This is a genomic window from Paraburkholderia sp. Clong3, assembly GCF_050436485.1.
Lineage (GTDB): Bacteria > Pseudomonadota > Gammaproteobacteria > Burkholderiales > Burkholderiaceae > Paraburkholderia > Paraburkholderia tuberum.
This window is the reverse complement of record NZ_JBNDMH010000003.1, coordinates 1,466,446-1,490,722: the sequence shown is the minus strand read 5'-3', so window position 1 is coordinate 1,490,722 and position 24,277 is coordinate 1,466,446. Positions and strand designations below refer to the sequence as shown.

At 62.0% G+C, this 24,277-nt stretch carries 15 protein-coding genes, 2 tRNA genes, 3 rRNA genes and 2 pseudogenes; 4 read left to right on the top strand and 18 right to left on the bottom strand.

Annotated elements, in window-relative coordinates; translation table 11 throughout:
- Positions 1–18 precede the first annotated feature (18 nt).
- From OKW30_RS30235 to OKW30_RS30225, 3 genes are all read left to right on the top strand, one after another.
- Complete coding sequence (locus OKW30_RS30235; protein ID WP_184038688.1) at positions 19–1,182, top strand: metallophosphoesterase; 1,164 nt, start codon at positions 19–21, stop codon at positions 1,180–1,182.
- A gap of 476 nt (positions 1,183–1,658) precedes the next feature.
- Entirely contained in the window at positions 1,659–2,366 is a 708-nt protein-coding gene (locus tag OKW30_RS30230; RefSeq protein WP_429348411.1) for an MgtC/SapB family protein, read from the top strand.
- A 162-nt stretch (positions 2,367–2,528) separates the two neighbouring features.
- Positions 2,529–2,783 (top strand): GlsB/YeaQ/YmgE family stress response membrane protein, encoded by a 255-nt coding sequence (locus tag OKW30_RS30225; RefSeq protein WP_018420763.1) that lies wholly within the window; start codon positions 2,529–2,531, stop codon positions 2,781–2,783.
- Between the two features lie 104 nt (positions 2,784–2,887).
- Here OKW30_RS30225 and OKW30_RS30220 read toward each other — a convergent pair whose 3' ends face one another.
- The 3 genes from OKW30_RS30220 to OKW30_RS30210 form a co-directional block, all read right to left on the bottom strand.
- A complete protein-coding gene (locus OKW30_RS30220; protein WP_429348410.1) occupies positions 2,888–4,387 on the bottom strand; it encodes an acetyl-CoA hydrolase/transferase family protein in 1,500 nt (499 codons plus the stop codon).
- A 177-nt stretch (positions 4,388–4,564) separates the two neighbouring features.
- A complete protein-coding gene (locus tag OKW30_RS30215) occupies positions 4,565–4,783 on the bottom strand; it encodes a hypothetical protein (protein WP_090806192.1) in 219 nt (72 codons plus the stop codon).
- Between the two features lie 138 nt (positions 4,784–4,921).
- A complete protein-coding gene (locus OKW30_RS30210; RefSeq protein WP_429348409.1) occupies positions 4,922–7,135 on the bottom strand; it encodes an FUSC family protein in 2,214 nt (737 codons plus the stop codon).
- A 199-nt stretch (positions 7,136–7,334) separates the two neighbouring features.
- Here OKW30_RS30210 and OKW30_RS30205 point away from each other — a divergent pair, with 199 nt between their 5' ends.
- Positions 7,335–8,366, top strand: a complete 1,032-nt coding sequence (locus tag OKW30_RS30205; RefSeq protein ID WP_429348408.1) for a LysR family transcriptional regulator — start codon at positions 7,335–7,337, stop codon at positions 8,364–8,366.
- Here OKW30_RS30205 and OKW30_RS30200 read toward each other — a convergent pair.
- From OKW30_RS30200 to OKW30_RS30130, 15 genes and pseudogenes are all read right to left on the bottom strand, one after another.
- Positions 8,335–8,823: pseudogene (locus OKW30_RS30200) on the bottom strand (integrase core domain-containing protein); the annotation flags it as partial. The gene OKW30_RS30205 and the pseudogene OKW30_RS30200 overlap by 32 nt on opposite strands.
- A 375-nt stretch (positions 8,824–9,198) precedes the next feature.
- Positions 9,199–9,312 (bottom strand): 5S ribosomal RNA (gene rrf, locus OKW30_RS30195).
- Positions 9,313–9,536: 224 nt separating this feature from the next.
- Positions 9,537–12,522 (bottom strand): 23S ribosomal RNA (locus tag OKW30_RS30190).
- 344 nt (positions 12,523–12,866) lie between these two features.
- Positions 12,867–12,942, bottom strand: a tRNA-Ala gene (locus OKW30_RS30185).
- A 53-nt stretch (positions 12,943–12,995) separates the two neighbouring features.
- A tRNA-Ile gene (locus OKW30_RS30180) sits at positions 12,996–13,072 on the bottom strand.
- 76 nt (positions 13,073–13,148) lie between these two features.
- Positions 13,149–14,681, bottom strand: a 16S ribosomal RNA gene (locus OKW30_RS30175).
- The 16S, 23S and 5S rRNA genes sit together here with 2 tRNA genes alongside, the layout of an rRNA operon.
- 511 nt (positions 14,682–15,192) lie before the next feature.
- Positions 15,193–15,753 carry a phosphonate degradation HD-domain oxygenase gene (locus OKW30_RS30170; protein ID WP_184071347.1) on the bottom strand — a complete coding sequence of 187 codons (561 nt, stop codon included), beginning with the start codon at positions 15,751–15,753 and terminating at the stop codon, positions 15,193–15,195.
- Positions 15,754–15,756: 3 nt separating this feature from the next.
- Positions 15,757–16,676: pseudogene (locus tag OKW30_RS30165) on the bottom strand (aldehyde dehydrogenase family protein).
- Positions 16,673–17,953 (bottom strand): phosphonoacetate hydrolase, encoded by a 1,281-nt coding sequence (phnA, locus tag OKW30_RS30160; protein WP_184071567.1) that lies wholly within the window; start codon positions 17,951–17,953, stop codon positions 16,673–16,675. The pseudogene OKW30_RS30165 and the gene phnA overlap by 4 nt, the downstream one beginning before the upstream one ends.
- Positions 17,954–18,059: 106 nt before the next feature.
- Entirely contained in the window at positions 18,060–18,815 is a 756-nt protein-coding gene (locus tag OKW30_RS30155) for a phosphonate utilization associated transcriptional regulator (protein ID WP_184071349.1), read from the bottom strand.
- A gap of 114 nt (positions 18,816–18,929) precedes the next feature.
- Entirely contained in the window at positions 18,930–19,793 is an 864-nt protein-coding gene (gene phnV, locus OKW30_RS30150) for a 2-aminoethylphosphonate ABC transport system, membrane component PhnV (RefSeq protein ID WP_184071351.1), read from the bottom strand.
- Positions 19,783–20,745 (bottom strand): 2-aminoethylphosphonate ABC transporter permease subunit, encoded by a 963-nt coding sequence (locus tag OKW30_RS30145; RefSeq protein ID WP_184071353.1) that lies wholly within the window; start codon positions 20,743–20,745, stop codon positions 19,783–19,785. Before OKW30_RS30145 ends, phnV begins: the two co-directional genes overlap by 11 nt.
- The gene (gene phnT / locus OKW30_RS30140; protein WP_429348407.1) at positions 20,723–21,823 is read right to left on the bottom strand and encodes a 2-aminoethylphosphonate ABC transport system ATP-binding subunit PhnT; all 1,101 of its coding nucleotides are present in this window, start codon (positions 21,821–21,823) and stop codon (positions 20,723–20,725) included. Before phnT ends, OKW30_RS30145 begins: the two co-directional genes overlap by 23 nt.
- Before the next feature lie 73 nt (positions 21,824–21,896).
- Positions 21,897–22,988, bottom strand: a complete 1,092-nt coding sequence (phnS, locus tag OKW30_RS30135) for a 2-aminoethylphosphonate ABC transporter substrate-binding protein (RefSeq protein ID WP_187630371.1) — start codon at positions 22,986–22,988, stop codon at positions 21,897–21,899.
- Between the two features lie 461 nt (positions 22,989–23,449).
- Positions 23,450–24,205 (bottom strand): DeoR/GlpR family DNA-binding transcription regulator, encoded by a 756-nt coding sequence (locus tag OKW30_RS30130; protein WP_184068108.1) that lies wholly within the window; start codon positions 24,203–24,205, stop codon positions 23,450–23,452.
- Positions 24,206–24,277: the final 72 nt, after the last annotated feature.

The following is a 24,277-nucleotide window of genomic DNA, read 5'->3' as shown; positions in this document are numbered from 1 at the left end:
CCCGCCCTGATCCTCTTTATGCGACGTTCATCGTTTCTTGTCCGCATCATCCTGATTGGCATCCTGCTGCATATCTATGTCGGCTTGCGCCTGATTCCCGACATGCCGATCGACGCGGCCGGCCGCGGGCTGTGCGTGCTGTGGCTCGTGCTGTCGATCTACCTGATCCCGGTCGGCATGATGGCGCGCGGCTTCAAGCGCCAGCCGCTCGGCGACCGTCTCGCGTGGGTGGGCCTGCTCGCGATGGGCTTCTTCTCGTCGCTGCTGGTACTGACGTTCGCGCGCGACCTCGTGCTGGCGTCGCTGCTGACGATCGACGCGATCTGGCCGAACACGCTCACGATCGCGCATTGGCGCACCGGCTCGGCGGCGGCGGTGCCGCTGCTCGCGCTGCTGTCGACGCTGATCGGCCTGTTCAACGCGCGCCGTCGCGCGCGCGTCGTCACGATCGACGTGCCGATCGACGATCTGCCTGCCGCGCTCGACGGCTTCACGATCGTGCAGATCAGTGACATCCACGTCGGCCCGACGATCAAGGGCCGTTATGTCGATGCGATCGTCGACGCGGTGAACCGGCTCAAGCCGGATCTGATCGCGGTGACGGGCGACGTCGTCGACGGCAGCGTGCCGCAGCTGAGCCGGCATACGCAGCCGCTGTCGCGGCTCGCCGCGCGGCACGGTGCGTTTCTCGTGACCGGCAATCACGAGTACTACTCCGGAGCGAACTCGTGGATCGCCGAATTCCGCCGGCTCGGCTTGCGGGTGCTGCTGAACGAACACGTAATCGTCGACCATGACGGCGCGCGCGCCGTGATCGCCGGCGTCACCGATTACTCGGCGGGTCATCACGACCCCGCGCATCGCAGCGACCCGGTCGCGGCGCTCGCCGGCGCGCCGGGCGACGTGCTGATCAGGGTGCTGCTCGCGCATCAGCCGCGTTCGGCCGAAGCGGCCGCGGCGGCCGGCTTTACGCTGCAGTTGTCGGGTCATACGCACGGCGGTCAGTTCTTTCCGTGGAATTTCTTTGTGCGCCTGCAACAGCCGTTCACGGCAGGCCTCGCGCGCCTGAACGGACTCTGGGTTTATACGAGTCGCGGTACGGGCTATTGGGGTCCGCCGAAACGACTCGGTGCGCCTTCGGAAATCACGCGCTTGAGACTCGTGCCGGGCGAACCGGATTGAACTCAACATTCGCAGTCCGGAGCAATTAATTACGGCCTGTCTACGATACGGCTGTAGCAAACCCACATGCGCACTCTCCGCCGATCGCGGCTTGACTGAACTTTGCGCCGCCCTCTAAAATTCGCGCAATTCTTTTAACCGGAATCACGATCTTGGACAGTAGCAGTTGTACCAGCCGAGTATCGATTTGCCCGCTCGCCTGAGCGGCAGGAGTTCCGCGTCAGGTGTCCCTGTCGCCGTCCTGCCCTCGGGCTCGATGGCGCACGTCGCTCTCATTTCATTGTCATTCGCGTACTATCGGTGAAGCGCAGCGTGGCTCGATGCCATGCCGATGCCGCACGCTTGCGGCCGCTGCACGCGTGTGCGCGCGTATTTCGTTCCACCCTCATGCGCTTACCGTGCACGAGGTAGACGACCTGACGTTCCCACGCGTAGGCTTCACCCTGCGGCAGCACGCACGCCAACCTTTCTGAACGATGACACTCGAATTCTTCCTGCGGCTTCTGACCGCTTTTGCTTGCGGCGTCGCGATTGGCCTCGAACGACAGATGCGCCAGCGCACTGCCGGCTTGCGCACGATCACGCTCGTGGCGAGCGGCGCGTGCCTGTTCGTCACGCTCGGCGTGCTGACCGGCAACGGCGTCAGCGGCGTCACGCAGATTGCCGCCTATGTGGTGTCCGGCGTCGGCTTTCTTGGCGGCGGCGTCATCATGCGCGACAAAGGCTCGATCCAGGGGATCAACACCGCGGCGACGCTGTGGTGCTCGGCGGCCGTCGGCGTGTTGAGCGGCGCGGGACATTACGGACCGGCGCTCGCGGGCACCGCGGTCGTGCTGCTGGCCAACACCGCGCTGCGTGAAGTGAGCCGGATGATCAACTCGACGCCGGTTTCAAACGCCGACCTCGTGCGCGAGTACCTGCTGACGATCGTCTGCCGCGAAGCCGACGAGATCAACATTCGCGCCGCGATTTCCAACTCGATGTACTCGGCGCCGCTGTCGTTCCAGAGCCTCACGAGCGAGGATGTCGAGGACGAACCGGCGCGCATTCGCGTGACGGCGACGCTGACGATGCATCCGAAGGATCAATCGAAGCTCGAACAGATGGCGAGCCGCCTGAGCATGGAAAAGAGCGTGTCCAGCGTCAGTTGGACCGCGCGGGAAGCAGAGCCGACGCCCGAGTGAAGCGAGGCGCGTAAGTCTCCTTTGTTCGCGCGCATCGTCTACACTTAGCTGGCAGCAGATTCAGATAATGTTAATTCCGCGTCGTGAACGTGGACTGTCCCATAACCTTCGACTAAGCTCTGTCACCGTGATTTGTTCACACTCAACCAGGGAGTCTCGAATATGGAACACGGCATCATCGCATGGATCATCATCGGCGCGATCGCGGGCTGGCTCGCGGGTGTGCTGGTCAGGGGCGGCGGCTTCGGCCTGATCGTCGACATCATCGTCGGGATCATCGGCGCGTTCATCGGCGGGTGGCTCGCCGGCGTGCTGCATATCTCGCTTGGCGGCGGCTGGATCGGCTCGATCATCACCGCGTTGATCGGCGCGGTCATTCTGCTGTTTATTATCCGGCTCGTGCGACGAGGGTCCTGAGCACGGCATCCGACGTCATCAAGCGCCAGCGGGTTCGAATCGCTGGCGCTTTTTTATGGCCTGTTGCTTCTGCTTTTATCGCCGCGGTTGTGGCCGCCGCAGAATCAGGCCGGCAGCATCGACCCCGTATCGCGCAGCCGCGTATGCCATGCAAACGCCTGATCGAGGCAATGCGGCGTCTGCCCTCCCCAAAGCGACGCATCGCGGTAGTAGTCGCGCAACAGCCCGCGATACCGCGGATGCACGCAATGCTCGATGATCAGCGTCGCACGTTCGCGCGGCGCGAGGCCGCGCAGATCGGCGAGACCCTGCTCGGTGACGACGACGTCGACGTCGTGTTCGTTGTGATCGCAATGCGGCACCATCGGCACGATGCTCGAAATGCGGCCGTCCTTCGCGGTCGACTTGCTCGCGAACACCGCGCACGACGCATTGCGCGCAAAGTCGCCCGAGCCGCCGATGCCGTTCATCATATGCGTGCCGCCGACATGCGTCGAATTGACGTTGCCGTAGATATCGAATTCGAGCGCGGTATTGAGCGCGATCAGACCGAGCCGCCGAATCACCTCGGGATGGTTGCTGACTTCCTGCGGACGCAGCACGAGCCGGTCGCGATAGCGCTCGATATCGCCAAATACCTGCGCCTGTCGCGCGGCCGACAACGTGATCGACGCGCCGGACGCGAACGCGACCTTACCAGCGTCCATCAGATCGAACGTCGAATCCTGAAGGACTTCCGAATAAATTTCGAACACCTCGAAAGGCGAATCGACGAATCCTGCCAGGACCGCGTTGGCGATCGTACCGATGCCCGCCTGCAGCGGCGGCAACTGCTTCGGCATGCGGCCACGCGTGACTTCGTGCTGGAAAAATTCGATCAAATGACCGGCGATCAACGCGGTTTCCCGATCCGCGGGCAGGACCGTGGACGGGCTGTCGGCCATGTCCGTCATCACGATCGCCGCGATTTTCCCGGGCGGAATCTCGATAGCGGGTGTGCCGACGCGATCCTGCGCGCGCACAATCGGCAGCGGCTCGCGATGCGGCCGGCGCCCCGGAATCCAGATGTCGTGCAAGCCTTCGAGCCCGAGCGGCTGCGCAAGATTGATCTCGACGATGACCTTGTCCGCGAGAATCCCGAAGCTCGCCGAATTGCCGACCGACGTCGTCGGCACGATACCGCCGCTCTCCGTGATCGCGGCGGCTTCGATGATCGCGACATCGAGCTTGCCGAGCTGGTTCGCGCGCAGCATCTCGACGGTCTCGGACAGATGCTGATCGACGAACATCACTTCGCCGCGATTGATGGCGTCGCGCAGCGTCTTGTCTACCTGAAACGGCAGACGGCGCGCGAGCACATGCGCTTCGGTCAGCATGCGGTCAACGTCATGACCGAGCGAGGCGCCCGTCATCAACGTGATGCGCAGCGGCTCGCCCAGCCGGCGCGCACGCTCGGCGAGCGCGACCGGCACGGCCTTCGCGTCGCCCGCGCGCGTGAAGCCGCTTGCGCCAACCCGCATGCCGTCGTGAATCAGAAGCGCCGCGTCGGCGGCCGTGGTGATTTTTCCGCGCAGCGCGGCGCAGCGAATTCGGTCTTCGTACATGAAAGGGAGTCTCTCCATAGTCGCCAGCTTCGTCTACTGGTGCGCACGTCTGCGGTGTGCTTCGCTCAATAGGCGGTTGCCGCACCCGCCGCGGCGTCTCGATCGGACGGCGTCGCGAGCAGGTGTTGGGTCGCGCGATAGGGTCCGCGACAGGTGTTGCGCGTGAGGCAGCCGGACTTAGCTGCCGAAGTAGATGTTGCAGAAGCTCATCGGGCCGACACATTCATCAGCTTTCGCTTTCGGCGCTTCCACATGCTTGCGCGGGGCAACCTTATCGGTGCGCTGGCCATCCGCTTGCGCAACCTGCTGCTCCGGCGCGGCCGGCGCCGTCTGTGCATAGGCGGCGGCAGCGGTGGACAAAGAACAGGCAATCAGGACCATCTTCAACACTTTCATCTCGTTCTCCAGGACTTACGACTACTGCGACGAATACTGCGAGGCAGTGACGAAACTATATGACCGCCACCTACGCGAATAAACGGGGCCGCCCGGAAAGGATCTTTCCATCTGGCAGAAAGATCCACGCAGCATTGCTCAGCGACGATTGAAGGGCGCGTCCTTGTCGAGCAACGCGCTACGAATGAAGTGCAGACAGCTCAAGATACGTTGCAGATCGTGATGCCGGTCGCGCTCGGCGTGCACTGCCTGCAGCATGTCTTGCGCGAGCCAGGTGGCCGAGCGCACGGCGACGAGTGCGCGTTCGAGCGAACGTGGACCTGGGCGTTCGAAGAGCCGGGCGAGATCGTCGCACGTGTGTTCGATCACGCTGCGCCAACGCGGCTGAAGGATGTCGGCATAATCGGCGCGTGCGGCTTCGTTGCGCAGATCGATGACGGCGTGACCTACTTCGATCGTCGCGAGCATCCAGCGAAGTGCGTCGCGCCGTCGTCGTGAACGGTGCGTCAACACCACGCGCAGTTGCGAAGTCAGATCATGCGTGCCCGACTGGAAACGTTGGTTCAGACCCGGCAGCGCGTCCTTGCATGCCGACACCGTTTGCGCTCGCAGGTCGCCCATGATCCGGTCGGTGAGCCAGCGCATATCGGCGGGAAAGAGCACCGCGAAAACAACCGCTGCGAGCAGCATCGACGCGGTGAGCGCGATGCCGTTGTTGATCAGCAGATCGGGCACGTAGCTGACGACGTTGTCCGGCCCGGCCAGCAGACAGAAGAACACCGAAAAGCCGATGCCAAGCCCAGCCGCGCCGCGACGCGTCGCGATGAATGCGCCGAGCGCGAGCATCGGCGCGAGTACCGCGCAAAGCAGCGGGAAACCATCGATGTTCGCATACACGTAGCACATGAACACATAGCCGGCCAGCGTCGCGAGCACCGCGCCGATCGCCATCTGGATGGCCATTCTGGTGGCGCTTGGCGCGGTGGACGTCAACGCGCAGACCAGTGTTGCGCCAATCACGGCGAGACCGCCGCTCGGCCAGTTGGTCGCGATCCAGAACGCACCGGCGATTCCGATGACGACAGCCGAGCGCACGAATGTGAACAATACGGCGAAGTGGTTTGTGCGGCTTATAGGTCTGCTTGTGCGGTGGCTCTTGGTTGGGCTTGAGCTGCATCGTAGGCTGTGCTGCCGGCTTGCTGTTTTGCGCCACAAGCATGCACAGGTTTGCGAATAGTTTATCCATTCGCCCACGAATCGATACAGCAATTCGGCTGCCGTGTCGAAGTCCGCAAGCGATTCCGCAAACGCGGCTTCGAGTGCCCGCCTGGTTTCGCGTACCCGGCGTGGCAAGCTCGCTCGAAAGGGGCGCAGATCGGCTGCTGCGTGCGATGCTTCGACGCCGGCTTCAGCTTGTGCTTCGAACAAGCCTCCCAGTTCGTCGAGGTACGGACCGATGGCCGCGAGTATCGACACAGCGCGGCTGGCGCGCAACCGTTTGAGCAACTGATTCAGCGCATGCAGACGCGCGCACGCATCCATGAATTCGCGAGTCAGACGCGCCAGATGCGCACTGCGCGAGCGCATCGCCGGATCTTCGAATGCGACGAACGTGCGGGTTGCTTCGAAGCCAGCGATTTCGTCGACGAAATCCGCGAAACGCCGTTCGAACTGATTGCGCTCGAGCCCGCGTGCGAGCACGTCGACAGCATACGCAGTAAAATTCGCGTACCTGATCTGAAGGTTACGTCGCAGCGCAAGGATCGAGCGCTGGGGCAGCAGCAACGCGCTGACCGCGCTCGAACACACGATGCCGACCGCCACTTCCGCGGCACGCGTGAGTGCGGCGAGGAACAGTCCCTGAGGCGTCGTCACGTTTGGAATGCCGATCAGCGCGGCGGTGTAACCCGCGAGCACAAAACCGTACCATCTGAAATGCCGATACCGGACCGCCGCAGCAATACAGGCGCTCACCCACACGATCATGCCGAGCATGTACAGTTCGGGCTGCTGAACGAACAGCCCGCCGAGCACGAGCGCGGCCACGGTCCCTACTGCCGTTCCGAGAATCCGGTAGAAGCTCTTCGCGAGCACCATGCCGCTGAACGGTTGCATCAACACAAAGACAGTGGTCATCGCAATGCGCGGCTGCGGCAAATCGAGCAGCATCGCGATGCCCAACGCCAGCAGACCGGCGGTGACCGTCTTCAGCAGATGCAGCCAGGTCAGACCGTCGCTGGTGGCCCAGTCGCGCACGGCGCGATTGAGTTTGGCTCGGCTGAGGCGTCGCCGCATGACGCCGCGCGGACCGACGAAATCCGCCGACGGTTCGGTCGCATGATCGGGTTTCATCTGAAAACAGTGCACCCTACGTGGTCGCTGAGAGAGCCTCCGGATAGAATGGCCGACACCGGCAGGCGAGGCGCCGATTGTAGGAGTCCGCGATGTGTACATTAAGCCGATGGGTGCAGAACATCTGTTCCAGAACGGACAACAATAGTGTTCTGAGACTGACGGAAAATATGATCTTGATCATGAAACAGAAGGTTTGATGGACACGCTACAAAATATGCGAGTGTTTGTGCGCGTGGTCGAAGCCGGTAGCTTCACCGCGGCCGCGCAATCGCTCAATTCAACGACCGGCGCGATGTCTCGCGCGGTCTCGGAGCTTGAAGCACATCTGCGCACGCGCCTGCTGAATCGATCGACGCGTCGGCTTGCGCTGACCACCGCCGGCGAGCGCTATCTGAAACGATCGCAGCAGATCCTCGCGGATGTCGATGTTGCGGAAGAAGAAGCCAGTTGCGCACACGAGCGACCAACCGGCGCACTGCGCATGCATAGCTTTGCGAGCATCGGCCAGCACTACGTCCTGCCGGCCATTTCGCGTTACCGCGAGCTCTATCCTGATGTGACCGTCGAGTTGACGCTATCGCAGCGCATGCCCGATCTGTTCGAGGGCAGCGCCGACGTGGCCGTGATCGGCGCATCGACGCTGCCGAATTCGGACCTCGTATCGTTTCCGCTGGGGACGACGTTCAGCATCCTGTGCGCATCGCCGGCCTACGTGCGGGCGCACGGCGCGCCGCAAGAACCGGCTGACCTTGCGCATCACGAATGTCTGATCCTGCATACGCCGGCGTTCCCGCCACATGAATGGACGCTCGACGGCCCGAACGGCAGTGAGTTGATGGAAGTCGACGGCCCCGTGCATGTGAACATCGCCGAATCATTGATCGTGGCGATCCGCGAAGGCATGGGCATCGGCATGGTGCCGCTCTACGCGGCCATTTCCGGGTTGCGCGATGGCACGCTGGTGCGCGTGTTGCCGGAATATACGCTGCAAAAGACGACTGTTTATGCGCTCTATCCGTCGCGCAAATTCATCGATGCAAAGACGCGCACGTGGGTCGAATTCTTGCGCTCGCATCTGCCGAAGGTGATTGCACGCGACGAAGCATTGCTTGCTGAGGTCGGGCAACTGGGGGGCGGAGATGACCCAGTGCAGCTGGTTGGAGTTGCCCCTGTAACTCAGGACACGCAGGACACCGTTAGGTCAATGAAATCGCGGCAGCACGCCTGAACTCACGCGGCGAGCGGTATTCCAGGGCTTTGTGCGGATGGCGCTCATTGTAGTGTTCAAATGCAACAGCCAGACACGAGAGCGCCGCAGGCGCGTCAGGCTCGTCCATACAGGCGACGTAATTGCCGCTTCATGATCTTCACGAACGATTCGACCATGCCATTGCTCTGCGGAGAACGTGCCGGCGTTGTCAATGACTCCAGGGCCAATTCGCGAGCGAAGCTGCGAGTGCGGTGGTCGACATAAGCCGAGCCGTTGTCCGTCAACCATTCGATGGGCGGCGCGACCTGCCCGGTGCCGAATTGCTGCGCGACGGCGGCCAGCATCGCGTCGCGCACTACATCACCGCTACCCGCCGGTCCCCGCCGCCCAGCCAATCGCCTCTCCGATCGCCTCTCCGATCGCAGCAGTCGAGTGCGAACGTTACGCGCAACGGCGTGCCATCGTCGCACCGGAACATCTGTGTCGCGATCAGCCTGCACCACCCAGTTGTAGATGGTCTGTGCAGTCGGCTCGAACTCCTTTTCCAGTTCCTCCGGCCTGCGTCCGGCCTTCACCAGCTCGACCATTTGCGCCCGAAATTCCGCCGGGTACGGGGTACGATGCTTGCCCATAATCGGCACCTCCTTCTCCAAAGGATAGATGTCCGTTTTTCTGGGTCAACGTCGGTATGCGCAAAAAAGCGTCGATCAACAGGCTACTTTTGGCAGTGACTGGCAACGGCGTCCGACCACGCTTGTTGTTCGTGCTCGGTCGAGCATGTTGCTGTTGATTTGGGCCGCGTAAACGCAGAAACCCCACCGCGGCGGGTGGGGTTTCTGACTGGGGGGGAGCCTGACGATTACCTACTTTCACACGGGCAATCCGCACTATCATCGGCGTGGAGTCGTTTCACGGTCCTGTTCGGGATGGGAAGGGGTGGGACCGACTCGCTATGGTCATCAGGCATGACGGGTTGCTGCGTCGCAGGGTTGGAGCCAACCCTGCGACGCAGCCAATCGGGAAGAAGCGTAAAGGATTCGGGTGGGGGGGTTGTGTTGTTTCTGGCACAACACTGAATCCCAACCGTGCGTTTCTGCTGGCTCCCGCGGGAGTTCACACCAATCCCCTTCGGGGATCGGACCGGCGTAAGTGCTCAAGCACTAACGCGGGTCGAGACACACCTGTTATAGGATCAAGCCTTACGGGCAATTAGTATCAGTTAGCTCAGTACATTACTGTACGTGCACACCTGACCTATCAACGTCCTGGTCTTGAACGACCCTTCAAGGGGCTCGAAGCCCCGGGGATATCTCATCTTAAGGCGAGTTTCCCGCTTAGATGCTTTCAGCGGTTATCTCTTCCGAACATAGCTACCCGGCGATGCCACTGGCGTGACAACCGGTACACCAGAGGTTCGTCCACTCCGGTCCTCTCGTACTAGGAGCAGCCCCCTTCAAATATCCAGCGCCCACGGCAGATAGGGACCAAACTGTCTCACGACGTTTTAAACCCAGCTCACGTACCTCTTTAAATGGCGAACAGCCATACCCTTGGGACCGACTACAGCCCCAGGATGAGATGAGCCGACATCGAGGTGCCAAACACCGCCGTCGATATGAACTCTTGGGCGGTATCAGCCTGTTATCCCCAGAGTACCTTTTATCCGTTGAGCGATGGCCCTTCCATACAGAACCACCGGATCACTATGACCTGCTTTCGCACCTGTTCGACTTGTCAGTCTCACAGTCAAGCACGCTTATGCCATTGCACTATCAGCACGATTTCCGACCGTACCTAGCGTACCTTCGTACTCCTCCGTTACACTTTGGGAGGAGACCGCCCCAGTCAAACTGCCTACCATGCACTGTCCCCGACCCGGATCACGGGCCAAGGTTAGAACCTCAAACAGATCAGGGTGGTATTTCAAGGACGGCTCCATTGAGACTGGCGTCCCAACTTCATAGCCTCCCACCTATCCTACACAGACCGGTTCAAAGTCCAATGCAAAGCTACAGTAAAGGTTCATGGGGTCTTTCCGTCTAGCCGCGGGGAGATTGCATCATCACAAACACTTCAACTTCGCTGAGTCTCGGGAGGAGACAGTGTGGCCATCGTTACGCCATTCGTGCAGGTCGGAACTTACCCGACAAGGAATTTCGCTACCTTAGGACCGTTATAGTTACGGCCGCCGTTTACCGGGACTTCAATCAGGAGCTTGCACCCCATCATTTAATCTTCCGGCACCGGGCAGGCGTCACACCCTATACGTCCACTTTCGTGTTTGCAGAGTGCTGTGTTTTTATTAAACAGTCGCAGCCACCAGTTTATTGCAACCCTTTCACCCTTCTGGCGCAGGCCAGTCAGGCTATGAGGGCGTACCTTATCCCGAAGTTACGGTACCAATTTGCCGAGTTCCTTCTCCCGAGTTCTCTCAAGCGCCTTAGAATACTCATCTCGCCCACCTGTGTCGGTTTGCGGTACGGTCACTGTGAAACTGAAGCTTAGAGGCTTTTCCTGGAACCCCTTCCAGTTGCTTCGCCACCGAAGTGGCTCGCCTCGCACCCTTGAATTGCGCGCCCGGATTTGCCAAAGCGCCTTCTCCAATGCAAGGACCGGGACTTCCAACACCCGGACAACCTTCCGCGATCCGTCCCCCCATCGCATTTCACAATGGTGCAGAAATATTAATCTGCTTCCCATCAGCTACGCATTTCTGCCTCGCCTTAGGGGCCGACTCACCCTACGCCGATGAACGTTGCGTAGGAAACCTTGGGCTTACGGCGAGGGGGCCTTTCACCCCCTTTATCGCTACTCATGTCAGCATTCGCACTTCCGATACCTCCAGCACACTTTCCAGTGCACCTTCGCAGGCTTACGGAACGCTCTCCTACCATGCACATTACTGTGCATCCGCAGCTTCGGTATATGGCTTAGCCCCGTTACATCTTCCGCGCAGGACGACTCGATCAGTGAGCTATTACGCTTTCTTTAAAGGGTGGCTGCTTCTAAGCCAACCTCCTGACTGTTTTAGCCTTCCCACTTCGTTTCCCACTTAGCCATATTTGGGGACCTTAGCTGGCGGTCTGGGTTGTTTCCCTCTTGACACCGGACGTTAGCACCCGATGTCTGTCTCCCGTGATTGCACTCTTCGGTATTCGGAGTTTGCTATGGCGTAGTAATCCGCAATGGACCCCACAACCATGACAGTGCTCTACCCCCGAAGGTGAGACACGAGGCACTACCTAAATAGTTTTCGGAGAGAACCAGCTATTTCCAGGTTTGTTTAGCCTTTCACCCCTATCCACAGCTCATCCCCTAACTTTTCAACGTTAGTGGGTTCGGTCCTCCAGCACGTGTTACCGTGCCTTCAACCTGGCCATGGATAGATCACCTGGTTTCGGGTCTACACCCAGCGACTGGACGCCCTGTTCGGACTCGCTTTCGCTACGCCTGCCCTAATCGGTTAAGCTCGCCACTGAATGTAAGTCGCTGACCCATTATACAAAAGGTACGCCGTCACCCCGCTTTAAGCGCTCTCGCGCTTAAATCCACTTCAAGCGCGCAGTGGTCATGTTTCAGACTTGATGTCTTTTGACGCATTCATTTCATGAATGCGCCGAAAGCGCTTAAAGCGGGGCTCCGACTGTTTGTATGCATGCGGTTTCAGGATCTGTTTCACTCCCCTCCCGGGGTTCTTTTCGCCTTTCCCTCACGGTACTGGTTCACTATCGGTCGATCACGAGTATTTAGCCTTGGAGGATGGTCCCCCCATCTTCAGACAGGATTTCACGTGTCCCGCCCTACTTCTCGTACACCCAGTTCTTCCATGCTGTTTTCGTCTACAGGGCTATCACCTGCTATGGCCGCACTTTCCAGAGCGTTCGACTAACAATACAGATAACGTGTACCGGCTGATCCCATTTCGCTCGCCACTACTCTGGGAATCTCGGTTGATTTCTTTTCCTGCGGTTACTTAGATGTTTCAGTTCACCGCGTTCGCTTCACGTAGCCTATGGATTCAGCTACGGATACTCCATTAGGAGTGGGTTTCCCCATTCGGACATCTCCGGATCAATGCTCGTTTGCCAGCTCCCCGGAGCTTTTCGCAGGCTACCGCGTCCTTCATCGCCTGTGATCGCCAAGGCATCCACCACATGCACTTGTTCGCTTGACCCTATAACGGGTGTGTCTCTGTGTCGACCCACGTTAGCGCTTTAGCGCTTACGTGGGTCCCATCCCCGGAGGGGATAGACGCACTCGCTACAGGTTGAGTATTCGTGTTGCGCCGTATTCCAAGGCAATCTTTCGATCACCTTTAAAATACATCGATACAATCACAACCCTGATTCACCTACTCGGCACCCATCTCCAGGTGCCTTTCGTGAATCTCTTTACTACTTCTTCCTGATTGTTAAAGAACGGCAGCCGGTATGAAGCCTGTGCCTCATACCGCTCTGACTGGCTCAATCGCCAATGCGCAACGCTCTGCCTTCATGCAGAACCCTGCGCATTGAGGATTGGTGGAGGATGACGGGATCGAACCGACGACCCCCTGCTTGCAAAGCAGGTGCTCTCCCAGCTGAGCTAATCCCCCAGTCCCACAGATATTCCAGCGGCCCCAGCCCTTCAGCTCACCAGACAAGACCGTGGTGGGTCTGGATGGATTCGAACCATCGACCCCCGCCTTATCAAGACGGTGCTCTAACCGGCTGAGCTACAGACCCCTGAAGTCTGTCTGCGTTTCTTCTAACCACAGCCGATAAGCGTGAGCACTTGAGTGCAATGAATGCACAGCTCTGGAAAGGAGGTGATCCAGCCGCACCTTCCGATACGGCTACCTTGTTACGACTTCACCCCAGTCATGAATCCTACCGTGGTGACCGTCCTCCTTGCGGTTAGACTAGCCACTTCTGGTAAAACCCACTCCCATGGTGTGACGGGCGGTGTGTACAAGACCCGGGAACGTATTCACCGCGGCATGCTGATCCGCGATTACTAGCGATTCCAGCTTCACGCACCCGAGTTGCAGAGTGCGATCCGGACTACGATCGGTTTTCTGGGATTGGCTCCACCTCGCGGCTTGGCAACCCTCTGTTCCGACCATTGTATGACGTGTGAAGCCCTACCCATAAGGGCCATGAGGACTTGACGTCATCCCCACCTTCCTCCGGTTTGTCACCGGCAGTCTCCCTGGAGTGCTCTTGCGTAGCAACTAGGGACAAGGGTTGCGCTCGTTGCGGGACTTAACCCAACATCTCACGACACGAGCTGACGACAGCCATGCAGCACCTGTGTTATGGCTCCCTTTCGGGCACGCCCGCCTCTCGGCAGGATTCCATACATGTCAAGGGTAGGTAAGGTTTTTCGCGTTGCATCGAATTAATCCACATCATCCACCGCTTGTGCGGGTCCCCGTCAATTCCTTTGAGTTTTAATCTTGCGACCGTACTCCCCAGGCGGTCAACTTCACGCGTTAGCTACGTTACCAAGCCAATGAAGGCCCGACAACCAGTTGACATCGTTTAGGGCGTGGACTACCAGGGTATCTAATCCTGTTTGCTCCCCACGCTTTCGTGCATGAGCGTCAGTATTGGCCCAGGGGGCTGCCTTCGCCATCGGTGTTCCTCCACATCTCTACGCATTTCACTGCTACACGTGGAATTCCACCCCCCTCTGCCATACTCCAGCGCTGCAGTCACCAATGCAGTTCCCAGGTTAAGCCCGGGGATTTCACATCGGTCTTACAGCACCGCCTGCGCACGCTTTACGCCCAGTAATTCCGATTAACGCTCGCACCCTACGTATTACCGCGGCTGCTGGCACGTAGTTAGCCGGTGCTTATTCTTCCGGTACCGTCATCCCTCACGGATATTAGCCACGAGGTTTTCTTTCCGGACAAAAGTGCTTTACAACCCGAAGGCCTTCTTCACACACGCGGCATTGCTGGATCAGGCTTGCGCCCATTGTCCAAAATTCCCCACTGCTGCCTCCCGTAGGAGTCTGGGCCGTGTCTCAGTCCCAGTGTGGCTGGTCGTCCTCTCAGACCAGCTACAGATCGTCGGCTTGGTAGGCCTTTACCCCACCAACTACCTAATCTGCCATCGGCCGCCCCTTGAGCGCGAGGTCCCGAAAGATCCCCCGCTTTCCTCTCCCGAGCGTATGCGGTATTAATCCGGCTTTCGCCGGGCTATCCCCCACTCCAGGACACGTTCCGATGTATTACTCACCCGTTCGCCACTCGCCACCAGACCGAAGTCCGTGCTGCCGTTCGACTTGCATGTGTAAGGCATGCCGCCAGCGTTCAATCTGAGCCAGGATCAAACTCTTCAGTTCAAACCTGTTACTGTGTTCGGGCTCTCTCGAACCCGGTCGCTCACTCAACGTACTGACGATGATTGATCCGTCTTTCGACAGACAAACCTTCCTCTAATACTGTGTGAGGCTTCTGATACTTCTGCCTGACAGCAGACTCCGGAGAATCCGCCGCCGCATTCCGCATCAAGCGCCCACACTTATCGACTGTTAGTTTTTAAAGATCGGTCCGCCAAACCCGCCGCGCCTGAACCACCTGAACCACCACTACCCGGCACCGCTTCGTTTGCGTCGCTGCGTCTGCAGCAGAGAAACGAGATTATGGAGAGCTTCCGTCGGATCGTCAACAGGTTTTTATCACTCGCTTAACCTGCCCACGCCGCTGAAGCCCACGCCATCAAAGGCTTCCCGCTTCTCCGCACCCCGGCGTCCGGAGCGCGAAAGAGCGGAATTCTAGTCGCCGACATCGGGACTTGCAAGCGATATTTTGACCGCTCGGCGCGCAACCTGCCGCGACCCAAAACACCTCGACTCACGCAGTCGCATGCGCGCGCATCGCCCGTTCGACCACGGCCAGATAATGGTCAATCCCCGGCGTCGCGCGATCCTTCTCTTTCGCGCGATCGTCCCATCGGCGCAAACGCATCGCGTCTTCGGCGTACAGTTTCTGAATAAACGCCTGCGCCTCTTCCCTGCTGAAGACCCCGCCCTGCAATTGCAAGCTGCGCACCGAGTCGGCGGACAGCTGGCCCAAATAGGTGGCGTCGATCGCGCACAGGCAGCGCTTCGCGTCGACGTGCAGACGAATCGGCTCCAGCACCGCATCCGACAACACCGGCCGCAAAAACGGCAAGGCGAAATACTGATGCAGATCGTCGACACCCCGTTCCGTCGGCGTCTCCCCTTGCAGGTTCAGCAGATGGCCGAGGTCGTGCAAGAACGCCGCGGCGACCAGTTCGTCGCTCGCGCCTTCCGCCTCGGCGAGCGCGCCGCTCTGCAACGCGTGCTCGAGCTGCGTCACCGGCTCGCCGCTATACGCGAGGCTGCCGTGTCGCTCGAAGAGCACACGGATATCGTCGAGACTCAATGCCACCTGTTACTCCCAAGGTAATGAAAACGTCTTCAGATTGGTAAAGCTCTTCATCGCTTCCTGAACGCCTTCCTTTTGGCCTAGCCCCGAATCCTTGATGCCGCCGAACGGCCTCAGCTCGATCCGATAGCCTGGCACTTCCCACACGTTGACGGTGCCCACGCGCAGCTCATTAATGAAACGCGTGATCGCGTCCTGCCGGTTCGTACACACGCCCGACGACAGCCCGAACGGTGTTCCGTTGCTGATGCGAATCGCATCGTCGAGCGTGTCGAACGCGATGACCGGCGATACCGGCCCGAAGGTTTCCTCGCGCACGAGCGTCATCGACGGATCGACGTTGTCGAGCACGGTCGGCGCATACAACGCGCCGCGGCGCTCGTTGCCGCGGCGCAGGCGCGCCCCCGCGGCCACCGCCTCATTAGCGCGACCTGGTTCATCGGATGATTGAACGGCGTGATCGCGACGATCACGCCCGCGAGCGGCTCGCGCTGCGAGAACACGCGACGCCTTTTGCCATGCGGCGTCAGATCGCACGAGAAACTCTGACCGTCGTCGCGCAACGCCTCGAACGAGGCAAAGCGGAACACGTCGGCGACGCGGCCGATCTCGTAGCCCGAGTCCTGCTTCGACAGACCCGACCCGAGCGAAATCAGATCCGACGCCGGTTCGATCCGCTCACGCAGCAGCACCGCCGCGCGCTCGAGAATCCGCGAACGCTCGTAGCGCGACAGCGTCGGCCGATACGCGAGCGCGTAGTCGAACGCGGCGCGCACATCGTCGATGCTGGCGAAGGGCACCGTGCCGACGCGCATGCCGGTATAAGGATCGAACACGTCGAGCGTCCGGGCGCGCGTCGCGCGCTCGCCGCTCAGCCGCAGCGCTTCGGCGCGGAACTCAGGATGGTCCCGCGGCGCCGTGTTCACGATGTCGACACGCGATTGAGCGCGACGTCGAAGATATCGAAATTGCGCAGCCGTTTGCCTTCGCTGCCGGTGGCTGATGGCTGAACGCGCCGGTTGAACAGCAGTGGCACTTCCTGCTCGGAAATCCCGCCATGCGAGCGCAACGGCACGGTGAGCCCGGACAGGTCGTGCTCGTCGCGCCGCGTGCCGAGCACCACATGCTTCGTGCCGATCACGACCAGATCGCCGATGCGATCCTCAGGCAGCCCGAAGCGCGCACACGCGGCGCGTCGATCGAGCACGACTTCGATTCCCGGCAGGCGGCCGATCCGCGCAATCACGGACGCAGCGTCGACCTCGCGCGGCAAATAGACCGTCGCGAACGAACCCAGCGCGCCATGATGCACGACGTACGGATCGGTGATCGGCAGAATCACGCGCGCCGTCGACGCGTCGAGCCAGTCGTCGAGCAAGTCCTGCAGATAGATCACGTTCGGCTCGCCGGTCTGCGGATCGTGCTTCGCGTTCATGCCGTGATCGGCGGTGAGGCCGATCACCCAGCCGAGCGCGTCGAGCTTCGCGAGATAGCCGTCCATCATCGCGTAGAACGCGTTCGCGCCTTCGGTGCCGGGCGCCCATTTGTGCTGGATATAGTCGGTCGTCGACAGATACATGAGGTCGAGCTTGCGTGTCTGCGCGAGCCGCACGCCGGCCGCGAACACGAATTCCGACAACCCCGCGCTATACACGTCGGGCAATGGCAGGCCAACCAGATCGAGCACGTCGTCGATGCCGTTTTCCTCGCGCGTCACCTCGTCGGCTTTCTCCGCCGAAAAGCAGATGCCCTTCAACTGCGAGCCGAGCAGCCCGCGCAGTTTGTCCTTCGCGGTGACGACGGCGACCGCGGCGCCCGCGTCGGCGGCGGCCGCGAGCAGCGTGGGCGCGCGTAGGTAGGCGGGATCGTTCATCATCACCGCCGCGCCCGCGCCGTCGTTCGCGTGGGTGTCCCAGAAGTAGTTGCCGCAGATGCCGTGCACGGACGGCAATACGCCGGTCACGATCGACAGGTTGTTCGGGTTCGTGAACGACGGGATCACGCAGTCGCCGCGAAACGCCGCGCCGCCCTCGAGCATCGAACCGATGAACGGCGCGACGCCGGCCGCGACCGCCGCTTCCAGGTACGCAAACTCGCAGCCGTCGACACAGACGACGACCGTCGGTTGCGAAGGCAGCCGGTAGCTCCGGCCGTTGACTTCGATCGTGCGTTGCTCGGGGTGTGTCATCGCGTGGTTTTCCATTGCCGGGGTTGTCATCGCAAAGTCTTCATCGCCGGGTTGTCTGTTCGTGGGGCGAAGCTGCCGCGGCGTTTGCCGGTACGCTTGCCTCGGCTTCATCGCCGCGCCGTCATCGCCCGCGCGAGCCGGCCGCACCCGCGCCTGCCGGGAGGCGCTGCTCGTGCGCCGCATCGCCCGCCGCCTCGCAGGCCGCATGCGCGCGCTGCAACCCGCCCTGCACATGCGCGCGCATCAACTGCGCGGCCTGCTCCGCATCGCGCGACGCGAGCGCTGTCAGAATCGCGCGATGCTCGGCGAGCGAGCGCGCCATCGCGTCGGCCTGCACGACTAGCGCCGCACGCCGAAACAGGCTCAGCTCGCTGACGAGCCTGCGATACGTGTCGTACAACTTCGTGTTGCCCGCCGCCGCGACCAGCGCACCGTGAAACGCGACGTTCGCGCGCGCATACGCATCGTGATCGTGCGACGCGAGCGCCGCGCGCATTGCGTCGACCCAGTCGCGCAGCACCGCGAGTTTTCCCGCATCGATGCTCGACGCGAGCATCCGGCACGCCCCCTCTTCGAGCACCGCGCGCACCGCGTAAATCTCGTCCGCCTCCGCGAGCGACACCGTCCGCACGAACACGCCGCGATTCTTCTCGGTGCGCACCAGACCCGCCTGCTCCAGCGCGCGAAACGCCTCCCGCACCGGCCCGCGCGACACCTGCAATCGCGCCGCCCAGTCGGCTTCGTTGAGCTTGTCGCCCGGCGCCAGCATGCCGCCGACGATATGCCGCTCGATCTCGTCGCGCACCAGCGTCGTCAGCGAATGGCGGCGCAGGACCTCGATCGGATCGACGGAAGCAGAGTGCATATATTCGGTCATTTTGACAACTTTTGCCACATCTACATCGATGCTGACCGGTTCGCGCGCGTGCTTCAGATCAACGAAATCGCTCGCCGATCACTCGGATCAGTCGGGTCAGTCGGCTCACTCGGGTCAGTCGATCCGGCGCCGCGGAGCGCGCGCCGCGATCAGCAGCAGAGCGACCAGCGAGACCAGCAGCAGAATCAGCGACAGCGCGGAAGCCGGCAGGTAATAGCCGCGTTCCACCTGCCCGACGACGACGATCGGCACCGTCGCGAAGCCTGGCGGATATACGGTCAGCGTCGCGCCGAGTTCGCCGAGCGACAGTGCAAAGCCGAGCGCGAGACTCGCGCGTATCGCCGGCACCAGTTGCGGCAACACGACGCGGCGCAGCACCATCGACGGCGGCGCTCCGAGGCTCGCGGCCGCTTCGCGCAACACGGTCAGCTCCGGGCGCAGCGCGGCGGCCGCGCAGCGGTAGCAGAACGGCAGTACCAGCGCGAGCTGCACGAACACCACGATCGCCGCCGAGCTCGACAGATCGAGCGGCCGTTTGTGATACGCGATCAGCACCGCGAGGCCGAGCACGACGCTCGGCACGCCGTTGGGCATCATCGCGATCGTGTCGATGACGGCGCCGAGGCCGCGCCGGTCGCGTCCTTCGAGCGCGAGCGCGAGCCACAAACCGAGGGTCGTGCCGAGCACCGCGACGCCCATGCCGACTTCGAGGCTGGTGGTCAGCGCGTCGAAGTCGCTCGAACCGAGGCGCTCGAACCAGCGCATGCTGAAGCCGTCGGGCAGGATCGTGCCGGACCAGTGCGACGCGACGCTCGATAGCGCGACGACCAACACCGGCAGCACGAACAGCCAGAAGCACAGCAGCGCGGCAAAGCCGAGAAACAGACCGCCGAGCAGTCGCACCGCGAGGCTGTGCCGCACCGGCCGGCCCTTCTTGTGCATGACCGGCAGCACGGTCGGATCGAGTTCAACGGCCATGACCGGCTCCTTTCACCTTGCGACGATTGACGCGCCGGTACAACGCGTACAACGACAACGACATCAGCAGCATCACGACCGCGCCGGCGGCGGCGGTCGGCAGGTCGAGATCGACGGTGGCGGCGCTGTAGATCGCGACCGGCAGCGTGATCAGATGGGCGCTGCCGAGCACCAGCAGAATGCCGAACTCGTTGAGCGTCAGCAGAAAACACAGGATCGTGCCGGCCGCGATGCCCGGCCACGCGAGCGGCAGGATCACCTTGAACGCGACCATCAGGCCGTTCGCGCCGAGGCTGCGCGCGGCTTCGATCAGTCGCTGGTCGAGCAGCGCGAACGATGCCAACGTCGGACGCACGACGAACGGCGTATAGAACACGACTTCCGCGAGAATCACGCCGCCGATGCCGAACAGAAAATCGAGCGGCGGCGCCTGCAGATTGAACAGCCGCTGCAGCCCGATGCTGACCGAGCCTTGCGAGCCGTACAGAAAGATCAGCGTGAACGCGACCAGAAACGACGGGAACGCGACGAACAGTTCGAGAAAGCGCGTGACCATGCGCGCGCCCGGAAACGGCTTGAAGAACAGCAGCGACGCGAGCGCCACGCCGAGCAGCGACGCCAGGCTCGCGCTCGCGAACAGGATGCCGAGCGTGGTGCCGATCACGCCGCGCGTTTCGGGGTTACCGAAGAACGTTACGTACGCGTGGCCAGACAGGCCATGCGCGCCGGTCAGACTCAGCATCACGAGCCGCACCAGCGGATAGATGACGAGCGGTCCGAGCACCACGACTGCAATGAACAGCAGATGCCATTGCGCGAGGCGCTCGCGCCGCTTGACGGCGGCTGCGTGCGCCGCCGCGCTCGCGAGACGGCGCGCGGCGGCGGCTTCGGCCTCGGCTTGCGCGGCAAGGTCGAGTGGGTTGGACGTATCAGGGCTTGATAAGGACGACATCGCCAGCCTCGTAACGCAGGGAAACACGCGCGCCCTTCTCCGGCGTCATGCCGAGACCACGCTGCAGCGTGACGAGCACGGGGTCGTTCGGCAGCGCATCGAGCACGACCGATACCGACAAGGCCGCGCCGTACCACTCGACCGACGCGATCGCGCCGTGCAACTGCCCCTCTCCGAGCGGCACGATGCGCAGCGCCTCCGGACGCAGACACGCGACACGTTCGCGCTCGTTGTAGCGCGCGTCGTCCATGCCGAACGCGACCTGCGGCGGCAGCAGATTGGCCGCGCCGAGGTAGCGCGCGACGAAGCCGTCGGCCGGCGAGTCGTACAGCTGCTGCGGCGTGCCGAGCTGCGCGACATGGCCATCGCGCATCAGCAGCGTGCGGTCGGACAGCACGAGCGCGTCGTCCTGATCGTGCGTCACGCAGACGATCGTCAGATTCGGCAGACGTTCATGCAGCGCCTTCAGTTCGGAGCGCACCGACGCGCGCAGATTGGCATCGAGCGCCGACAGCGGTTCGTCGAGCAGCAGCACGTCGGGCTCGATCACGAGCGCGCGGGCGAGCGCCACGCGCTGCTGCATGCCGCCCGACAGTTGCGCGGGCATCACGTGACCGGCATCGCCGAGCTGCACGAGCTTCAGCACCTCGGCGACGCGGCGCGCGACGTCGCGCGCCGGAATACGCCGCGCGCGCAACCCGAACGCGACGTTCTCGAATACCGTCAGATGCGGAAACAGCGCGTAGCTCTGGAACAGCAGTCCGAGGTTGCGCTTGTGCGGCGGCATGTGCGTCAGATCGCGGCCGGCCACCGTCAGCGTGCCGGCCAGACCGTCGGCCTCGATGAAGCCCGCGATGAAGCGCAGCAAGGTCGTCTTGCCGCAGCCGCTGCGGCCGAGCACGGTGAGCAACTCGCCGCGCCGGATGGTCAACGACAGATCGTCGAGCACCGTGCGCGCGCCGAAGCGCACCGTCAGGTGATCGATCTGCACGCCGCCCGGCGTGTCCGAACGCGCGGCGTCGAGCGCATCCAGCGGAGCACCGGGCGCAGTGGGGTGAGCGAGACTGGCCGTATTCACCGGAGTCGTCCTCCAACAGGATCAATGCTGATGCGGCGCCGCGCATTACACGCGAAGCGCCGCCTGAATCGACTTACTTCGGCTTGACCACTTCGGTCTCTTTGCCCGACGAACCGATCACGTCGCTCTTCCAGCGCGCGGTCCAGTCGGCCTTCTTCGCCATCACGTGGTTCCAGTCGACCGGAATCAGCTTGACGCCGCTGATCGCCTGCTTGACCGCTTCGCCGTTCTTGCCGGCGAGCGGCACGTCGCTGCGACCCGGAATGCCGAAGATGTCCGGCACCTTCGACTGCACTTGCGTCGACATCAGATAGTCGATCAGCTTCTTGCCCGCGGCCTGGTTCGGACCGTTCTTGATCAGCGCGATCGCGTACGGCAGCTGGAACGTGGTCGGCTGACCGCCTGGCTTGGCGGCGAGGAACACCGGTTTCAGCGACAGGCCGCCGTTGGCCGCGTCGTCGAGATCCATCTGCAGATCGCCGTTGGCGACCGCGATCTCGTTACGCGACAGCAGCACGTCGAGATAGCCCGTGCCCTTGGTGTGGAACTTGGCGCTCTGCTCGAGCTTCTTCAGATAGTCGAACGCCTGGTCTTCGCCCATCAGCGACGAGGTCAGGATGATCACCGCCATGCCGTCGCCGGCGGTCGCCGGATTCGAATACGCGACCTTGCCGGTGAAGTCCGGGTGCAGCAGGTCCGCGAACGTCTTCGGCTCGGTTTTCGTGACTTCGGGGTTGATCGCGAACGAGAAGTAGTTGTTCACGAAGGTCGCCCACGCGCCGTTCGGCGCCTTCGCGATGGCCGGCACGTTCTTGTAGTTGGCGCTCTGGTACGCCTGCAGCAGACCGCTCTGGTCGGCCTGCTGAATGAACGGCGGCAGGGTGACGAGCACGTCGGCCTTCGGCTGATCCTTCTCGATGGTCGCGCGGTTCACGACTTCGCCGCTACCCGCCGTGACGATATTGACCTTCACGCCCTCCTTCTTTTCGAAGGCCGGCAGCACATCCTTGTACAGATTTTCGAGGCCGTCGGCCGTGTACAGCACGACGGCGTCGGCCGCATGAGCCTGCATCGCGGCACCGCCGAACGCGGCCGCGGCGACCAGCGCCGGCAGCAGTTTGCGCGCGAGGCCGGCCGCGGCGTGAAGGGAATTCGTCTTTTTCATGTCGCTCTCTCCGAAGCTAAAAACCAGACGGTCGGGATAACCCATACCTGTAGTGATTGAACGGCGGCACGCGCCGCTTGCGTGTTGCCCGCTGCGGTTGCCGCGCCGGTCTGTCGTGGATTGCAGATTGCCGACAACTGTGCCGCTTCTCGCCCAGCCTGACTGACAGCCCCCTACCACACCCGCGCTGCCTGCCGCGCCTGAGCGGGCACGGCAAGAATCACAGGTTTCGATGACAAGGCCATGACGATTGTGCTGAATTCCAAAAAAAGACACAAATTGCCAACTCGGGCCAACCGATGGAATTCGTCGCGCCACCCAAAAGCGGAGCCCCGCGCGCCGATCCCGTGTGGATCGTACATGGCGAAAATGACGATGTATGCACGGTGCGTCGGGAAAATGCGGAGGGGGCGGGTGGCTTTTTTTATTTAGATTTTGGCGGGCGCGGAATGTCGCTCGTCTCAGGCGATCAGAATCTCCGGACCATGCGCGGTGATCGCCGTGCCAAGCGCGCGCTCGGGCGCCAGTTCGGTGACCAGATACCGCGCCGACTCGATCCCGTTGATGCGCACCGGCGTCACGCGTCCGAATTTCGAATGATCGGCGACGACGACCACCATGTCGGCCGCGGCGATCATGCGGCTGCGTACTTCGGCCGCCATGCGGCTGTAGTCGGTGAGATAGCCGTCCGGCGAAATTCCGCCCGCGCCAATGAACGCGAAATCGGCGTGGTACTGCGTGAGCTGCTGAACCGTGTCGAGGCCGAACGTAGCGTCTTCGATATCGGACAGTTCGCCGCCGAGCAGCGTCACGCGATTGTCGTTGCGTCGGCCGAGCAGCAAAGCGATGCGCCAGTCGTTGGTGTAGACCGTCAGCCGATGCCGGTCGAGCAGCGCCCGCGCGACCGACTGCGTGGTACTGCCCGAATCGATGATCAGCGACGCGCCGTCCGGCACGAACTCGGCCGCGCGCTCGCCGATCGCGCGCTTCGCGCCGGCGTTCTCGGCTTCGCGCGTATCGAGATCGGGCTCGCGCCGATCGCTCGACAACGCGCCGCCGTGTGTCGTCACGAGCAGGCCGCGGCCGGCCAGCGCGTTGAGGTCGCGACGGATCGTTTCGCGCGATACGTTCAGTTCGCGCACCAGTTCGGCGACCGACAGCGCGCCGTTCTTTGCGACTTGCGCGAGGATGTATTGATGACGTTGTTCTGCGAGCATCTGAGAAGGCCGGAAGCCGGCACGCTTGGGTTTCGCCGTGGTTGAGGAAGGCCGCCGTATTGTATTACGCGT